At 72.6% G+C, this 6,227-nt stretch carries 4 protein-coding genes and 1 pseudogene; all 5 read left to right on the forward strand.

Annotated elements, in window-relative coordinates:
- On the forward strand, positions 1–1,928 hold a 1,928-nt coding region (locus tag AE652_RS32960), incomplete at its 5' end, for a penicillin-binding protein 2 (protein ID WP_049658285.1).
- Positions 1,929–2,022: 94 nt separating this feature from the next.
- The gene (locus AE652_RS32965) at positions 2,023–3,588 is read left to right on the forward strand and encodes a UDP-N-acetylmuramoyl-L-alanyl-D-glutamate--2,6-diaminopimelate ligase (protein WP_049658287.1); all 1,566 of its coding nucleotides are present in this window, start codon (positions 2,023–2,025) and stop codon (positions 3,586–3,588) included.
- Positions 3,585–4,988, forward strand: a complete 1,404-nt coding sequence (murF, locus tag AE652_RS32970; protein ID WP_049658289.1) for a UDP-N-acetylmuramoyl-tripeptide--D-alanyl-D-alanine ligase — start codon at positions 3,585–3,587, stop codon at positions 4,986–4,988. The genes AE652_RS32965 and murF overlap by 4 nt, the downstream gene beginning before the upstream one ends.
- Complete coding sequence (gene mraY, locus AE652_RS32975; RefSeq protein ID WP_049658291.1) at positions 4,988–6,049, forward strand: phospho-N-acetylmuramoyl-pentapeptide-transferase; 1,062 nt, start codon at positions 4,988–4,990, stop codon at positions 6,047–6,049. The genes murF and mraY overlap by 1 nt, the downstream gene beginning before the upstream one ends.
- Positions 6,046–6,227, forward strand: a pseudogene (murD, locus tag AE652_RS32980) (UDP-N-acetylmuramoyl-L-alanine--D-glutamate ligase); the annotation flags it as partial. The gene mraY and the pseudogene murD, both read left to right, overlap by 4 nt.

Genomic DNA, 6,227 nt, shown 5'->3' on the forward strand with positions numbered 1-6,227 from the left:
GCTCCACGGTGCTGATCGTCGTCCTGGCGCTGCGCCCCAAGGCGCTCAAGCTGGCCGAGCCGAAGCGCCGGCTGCGGGTGATCTCCGTGGTGCTGTCGCTGGTGTTCTCCGTCTTCGCGGGCCGCCTGGTGCAGCTCCAGCTGGTGGACGCCGACGCGCTGGCCGCCGACGCCAACACCAACCGCTACATGAACATCCCGATCACCGCCGAACGCGGCTCGATAACGTCCTCCGACGGAGTCGCGCTGGCGGCCACCGTGGACGCGTACGACATCACCGCCGACCCGGCGATGTTCACCCCGGAGGCGACCGGCATCCCGGACGCGCCGGAGCAGGCGGCCGCGCTGCTGTCGCCGATCCTCGGCGTGCCCAAGGAGAAGATCGCCACCGACCTGCACACCCCCAAGACCCGCTACAAGCGGCTCGCGGCCCAGCAGACCCCGGCCGCCAAGAAGCAGATCAGCGACCTCAAGTCGGGCCTGGAGAAGCAGGCCGGCTCGCGGGCCTGCCAGGCCCAGAAGAAGCTGCTCGGCAAGCCCGCCGACCAGGGCGGGCGCACCCGGGTGGACAACGAGTGCGCCAACCCGCTGGCCGGGGTGTTCAACCGGGAGACCCAGAAGCGGATCTACCCGGCGGACGGCCTGGCCGCCAACCTGGTCGGCTTCGTCAACGCCGAGGGCGAGGGCGCCGGCGGCCTGGAGCAGCAGTACCAGAAGCTGCTGGCCGGCAAGGACGGCCACAGCAGCTACGCCCAGTCGGGCGGGCGGCTGGTGCCCACCGCCGGGGGCTCGATGGAGCCGGCCGTGCCGGGCGACGACGTGAAGCTGACCATCAACCGGGACATCCAGTGGGCCGCCCAGCGGGCGATCACCGACCAGGTGGCCAACTCCGGCGCGGAGAAGGGCTACGTGGTGGTCCAGGACGTGAAGACCGGCCAGGTCCTCGCGATGGCCACCGCGCCCGGCTTCAGCCCGAACGACCTGAGCCTGGCCAAGCAGTCCCAGATGGGCAACCCGGCCCTGGTCGACGCGTACGAACCGGGCAGCACCGCCAAGCTGATGAGCCTGGCCGCGGTGCTGGACTCCGGCACGGCCAACTGGGACACCAAGGTCACCGTGCCCAACCGGCTGGTCCGGGCCGGGCAGCAGTTCAAGGACGACGTCGAGCACGGCGACTGGCACCTGACCCTGGCCGGGGTGCTCGCCAAGTCCTCCAACATCGGCACCATCGAGGCGGTCGAGACCCTCGGCGGCGGCGACCAGCTGAAGACCAACCAGGTGCTGGACGGCTACATGCGCAAGTTCGGGGTGGCCCAGCCGACCGGTCTGGGCTTCCCCGGGGAGACCTCCGGGATGCTCAAGAAGCCGGAGGACCTGGTCGCCTCGGAGAAGTACAACATCTCCTTCGGCCAGGGCCCGCTGCAGATGAACGCGCTCCAGGCCACCTCGGTCTACTCGACCATCGCCAACGGCGGGTTGCGGGTCGCGCCCAGCATCGTCCAGGGCGTCACCGACCCGAACGGCAAGTACGCCCCGAGCGCGCCGGGGGAGCAGACCCGGGTGGTCAGCCCGGAGACGGCCAAGACCCTCACCTCGATGCTGGAGTCGGTCGTCGACGACGAGCAGGGCACCGGCGGCAAGGCCGCCATCCCCGGCTACCGGGTCGCGGGCAAGACCGGCACCGCCGACCGGGGCGCCGCCGACGGCAAGGGCTACGACGGCTACACCGCCTCCTTCATCGGCTTCGCCCCCGCCGACGCCCCCCGCTACACCGTCTCCTGCACCCTCCAGGGCCCGGTCAACGGCCACTTCGGCGGCCAGCTGTGCGGCCCGGTGTTCAAGCAGGTGATGGAGTTCACCCTGAAGACCATGCAGGTCCCGCCGAGCGGCAGCCCGGCGCCGAACCTGGCCGTCGAGTGGAAGCCGTGAGCGCACGATGAGCAACGGACCGGCCGGGCCGGAGCACGGCGCGGCGGAGGGCCGGTTTGGCCCTGGACACCCTTCGGCGGATAGCCTTCCCGCCGTGCCGAAACCCGATCAAACCACCGTGAGTCCGCCCCGTCCGACCGGGACCACCGCCCTGCCGCTCGCCGAGCTGGCCGCCGAACTGGGCCTGCCGCCCGTCGAGGGCGGCGCCGTCACCGGCGTCACCCACGACTCCCGCGCGGTCCGTCCGGGCGACGTGTACGTGGCCTTCCCGGGCGCCAACCACCACGGCGCGGCGTTCGCCGGCAAGGCCGCGGAGTCCGGCGCGGTGGCGGTGCTCACCGACCCGGCCGGCGCCGAGCAGGCGGCCGCCACCGGCCTGCCGCTGCTGGTCGTCGACCGGCCGCGGGCCGTCATGGGCGAGCTGGCCGCGATCGTCTACGGCCGCCCCTCCCGGCGGCTGCTGATGATCGGGCTGACCGGCACCAACGGCAAGACCACCACCTCCTACCTGGTCGAGGGCGGCCTGCGCGGCGCCGGGCGCAGCCCGGGCGTGATCGGCACCGTCGAGATGCGGGTCGGCGAGGAGCGGATCAAGAGCGAGCGCACCACCCCCGAGGCCACCGACCTGCACGCGATCCTCGGCGTGATGGCCGAGCGCGGCGCCGACGCGGTGACCATGGAGGTCTCCAGCCACGCCCTGGTCTTCGGCCGCACCGACGGGGTCGCGTACGACGTCGCGCTGTTCAACAACCTGACCCCCGAGCACCTCGACTTCCACCCGGACATGGAGGACTACTTCCAGGCGAAGGCCCGGCTCTTCCAGCCCGGCAAGTCCCGCCACGGCGTGGTCAACCTGGACGACGAGTACGGCCGCCGGCTCGCCGCCGAGGCCAAGATCCCGGTGACCACCTTCTCCGCGACCGGCGCCGCCGCGGCCGACTGGCGGGCCGTGGACGTCCGGCTCGGGCCGGTCGGCTCCACCTTCAAGGTGCTGGGCCCGGACGGCGCCGAGGCCGAGGCCTCCGTCCCGCTGCCCGGCCCGTTCAACGTCGCCAACGCGCTCGCCGCGATCACCCTGCTGGTCGCCGCCGGCCTGCCGCTGGAGCGGGCCGTGGCCGGCGTCGCCGCCGTCCCCGGCGTGCCCGGCCGGCTGGAGCGGGTGGACGCCGGACAGCCGTTCGTCGCCGTCGTCGACTACGCGCACAAGCCGGACGCCCTGCAGGCCGTCCTCGCCTCGCTGCGCGAGGTCACCGAGGGCCGGCTGCACGTCGTGGTCGGCTGCGGCGGCGACCGCGACCCGCACAAGCGCGGCCCGATGGGCGCCATCGCCGCCCGTCTCGCCGACACCGCCCTGCTGACCAGTGACAACCCGCGCAGCGAGGACCCGCTGGCGATCCTCGCCACCATGCTGACCGGCGCCGCCGCGGTGCCCGAGGCCGAGCGCGGCGACGTCCTGGTCGTCCCCGACCGGGCCGAGGCGATCGGCCTCGCCGTCGCGCGCGCCCGGGCGGGGGACACCGTGCTGGTGGCCGGCAAGGGCCACGAGCTCGGCCAGTACGTACGAGACGAGATCCGCCCCTTCGACGACCGGGAGGTGCTGCGCGAATCCATCGCGCGGACCACGGCCGCACGGGGCGACCGAGGAGTAGAGCAGCAGTGATCGCACTGACCCTCGCCGAGGTGGCCGCCGCCGTCGGAGGCACGCTGGACGGCGCCGACCCGGACGCCCTGGTCACCGGCCCGGTCGAGGTCGACTCGCGGAAGGTGGCCCCCGGCGGCCTGTTCGCGGCCTTCGTCGGCGAGCACGTGGACGGCCACGACTACGCGGCCAAGGCGGTCGGGGACGGCGCCGTCGCGGTGCTGGCCTCCCGCCCGGTCGGCGTGCCCGCCGTCCTGGTCGACAGTGTGGTGGAGGCGCTCGGCCGGCTGGCCCGCGCCGTGGTCGCCCGCGCCGAGGGCACCGCCGTGGTCGCGCTGACCGGCTCGGCCGGCAAGACCAGCACCAAGGACCTGATCGCCCAGCTGCTCCAGCGCCGCGGCGAGACCGTCTACCCGCCCGGCTCGCTCAACAACGAGATCGGCCACCCGATGACCGCGCTGCGGGTCGAGGCCGGCACCCGGCACCTGGTCATGGAGATGGGCGCCCGGCACAAGGGCGACATCGAGTACCTCACCTCGATCACCCCGCCCCGGATCGGCGTGGTGCTCAACGTCGGCACCGCCCACGTCGGCGAGTTCGGCTCCCAGGAGGCGATCGCCGAGGCCAAGGGCGAACTGGTGGAGTCGCTGCCCGCCGACGGCGCCGCGATCCTCAACGCGGACGACCGGCTGGTGCGCGCGATGGCCTCCCGTACCAGGGCGAAGGTGGTCCTGTTCGGGGAATCGCCGGACGCCCACGTCCGGGCCACCGACGTTCGCCTGGACGCCACCGGGCGGCCATCGTTCACGCTCACCACCCCGGCCGGTTCCGCGCCCGTGCAGCTGCGCCTGTACGGTGAGCACCACGTCTCGAACGCCCTCGCCGCCGCAGCGGTGGCGGTGGAGCTCGGGATGTCCGTCGACGACACCGCGGCAGCCCTGGGCGAAGCGGGTGCGCTGTCCCGCTGGCGCATGGAGGTCGTCGACCGGGCCGACGGTGTCACCGTCGTGAACGACGCCTACAACGCGAACCCCGACTCGATGCGGGCCGCGCTGCGGGCGCTCGTCTCGATGGGTGGCCGGGGCCCGGAGCGCCGCCGCACCTGGGCGGTGCTCGGCGAGATGCGGGAGCTCGGCGAGGACAGCCTGGCCGAGCACGACGCCATCGGGCGGCTCGCCGTCCGGCTGGACGTCACCAAGCTGGTGGCGGTCGGCGGACGCGAGGCGGCCTGCATGGAACTCGGCGCGAGGAACGAAGGTTCGTGGGGTGAGGAGTCGGTGCTGGTGTCCGACGCGGACGCGGCGGTCGAGCTGCTGCGCAGTCAGCTGCGGCCGGGGGACGTGGTCCTGGTGAAGGCTTCCCGTTCGGTGGGGCTGGAGAAGGTGGCCGAGGCCCTCCTGACGGACGGTGTGGCCGCCTGATGAAGCAGATCCTTTTCTCCGGGATGATCGGTCTCATCCTGTCGCTGCTCGGCACCCCCGCCCTGATCAAGGTGCTCGCGAAGCACGGCTACGGCCAGTACATCCGGGACGACGGCCCCAAGGCGCACCACAGCAAGAAGGGCACGCCCACCATGGGCGGCATCGCCTTCATCCTGGCGACCCTGATCGCGTACTTCGCCACGAAGGCGATAACGGGCGAGAGCCCGACCGCCTCCGGGCTGTTGGTGCTCTTCCTGACCGCGGGCCTCGGCCTGGTCGGCTTCCTGGACGACTACATCAAGGTGGTCAAGCGCCGCTCGCTGGGCCTGCGGGCCAAGGCGAAGCTGGCCGGCCAGTCGATCGTCGGCCTCGGGTTCGCCATCCTGGCGATGCAGTTCCCGGACGACCGCGGGCTCAACCCGGCGTCCCAGAGCCTGTCCTTCGTCCGGGACTTCAAGTGGGCGATCGGCCCCGTCCTGTTCGTCATCTTCGCGTACTTCATGATCGCCGCGATGTCGAACGGCGTGAACCTGACGGACGGTCTGGACGGCCTGGCCACCGGCGCCTCGGTGATGGTCTTCGGCGCCTACACCTTCATCGGCATCTGGGAGCACACCCAGAGCTGCGCCTACGCGATCCCCGCGACCGCCAACTGCTACGACATCCGGGACCCGCTGGACCTCGCCGTCGTGGCCTCCGCCCTGATGGGCTCCTGCTTCGGCTTCCTGTGGTGGAACACCTCGCCCGCCAAGATCTTCATGGGTGACACCGGCTCGCTCGCCCTCGGCGGCGCCCTGGCCGGTCTGGCGATCTGCTCCCGCACCGAGCTGCTGCTCGCCCTGCTCGGCGGCCTCTACGTGATCATCACCCTCTCGGTGATCATCCAGGTCGGCTCCTTCCGGATGACCGGCAAGCGCGTCTTCAAGATGGCGCCGTTGCAGCACCACTTCGAACTCAAGGGCTGGACCGAGGTCCTGATCGTCGTCCGGTTCTGGATCATCCAGGGCCTGTGCGTCGCCGTCGGCCTCGGCCTGTTCTACGCGGGATGGGTGACCGGATGACCGACCCCGACCTGACCACCCCGGCCAACCCGGACTTCGCCGGCCTGCCGGTCGCCGTCGCCGGGCTCGGCGTCTCGGGCATCAGCGCCGCGCGCGTCCTGCACGGCCTCGGCGCCCGGGTCACCGTGGTGGACGGCGGCAGCGGCCCCGGCCTGGCCGCCCGGGCCGCCGAGCTGGA

Source organism: Kitasatospora sp. MY 5-36, assembly GCF_001182915.1.
GTDB lineage: Bacteria > Actinomycetota > Actinomycetes > Streptomycetales > Streptomycetaceae > Kitasatospora.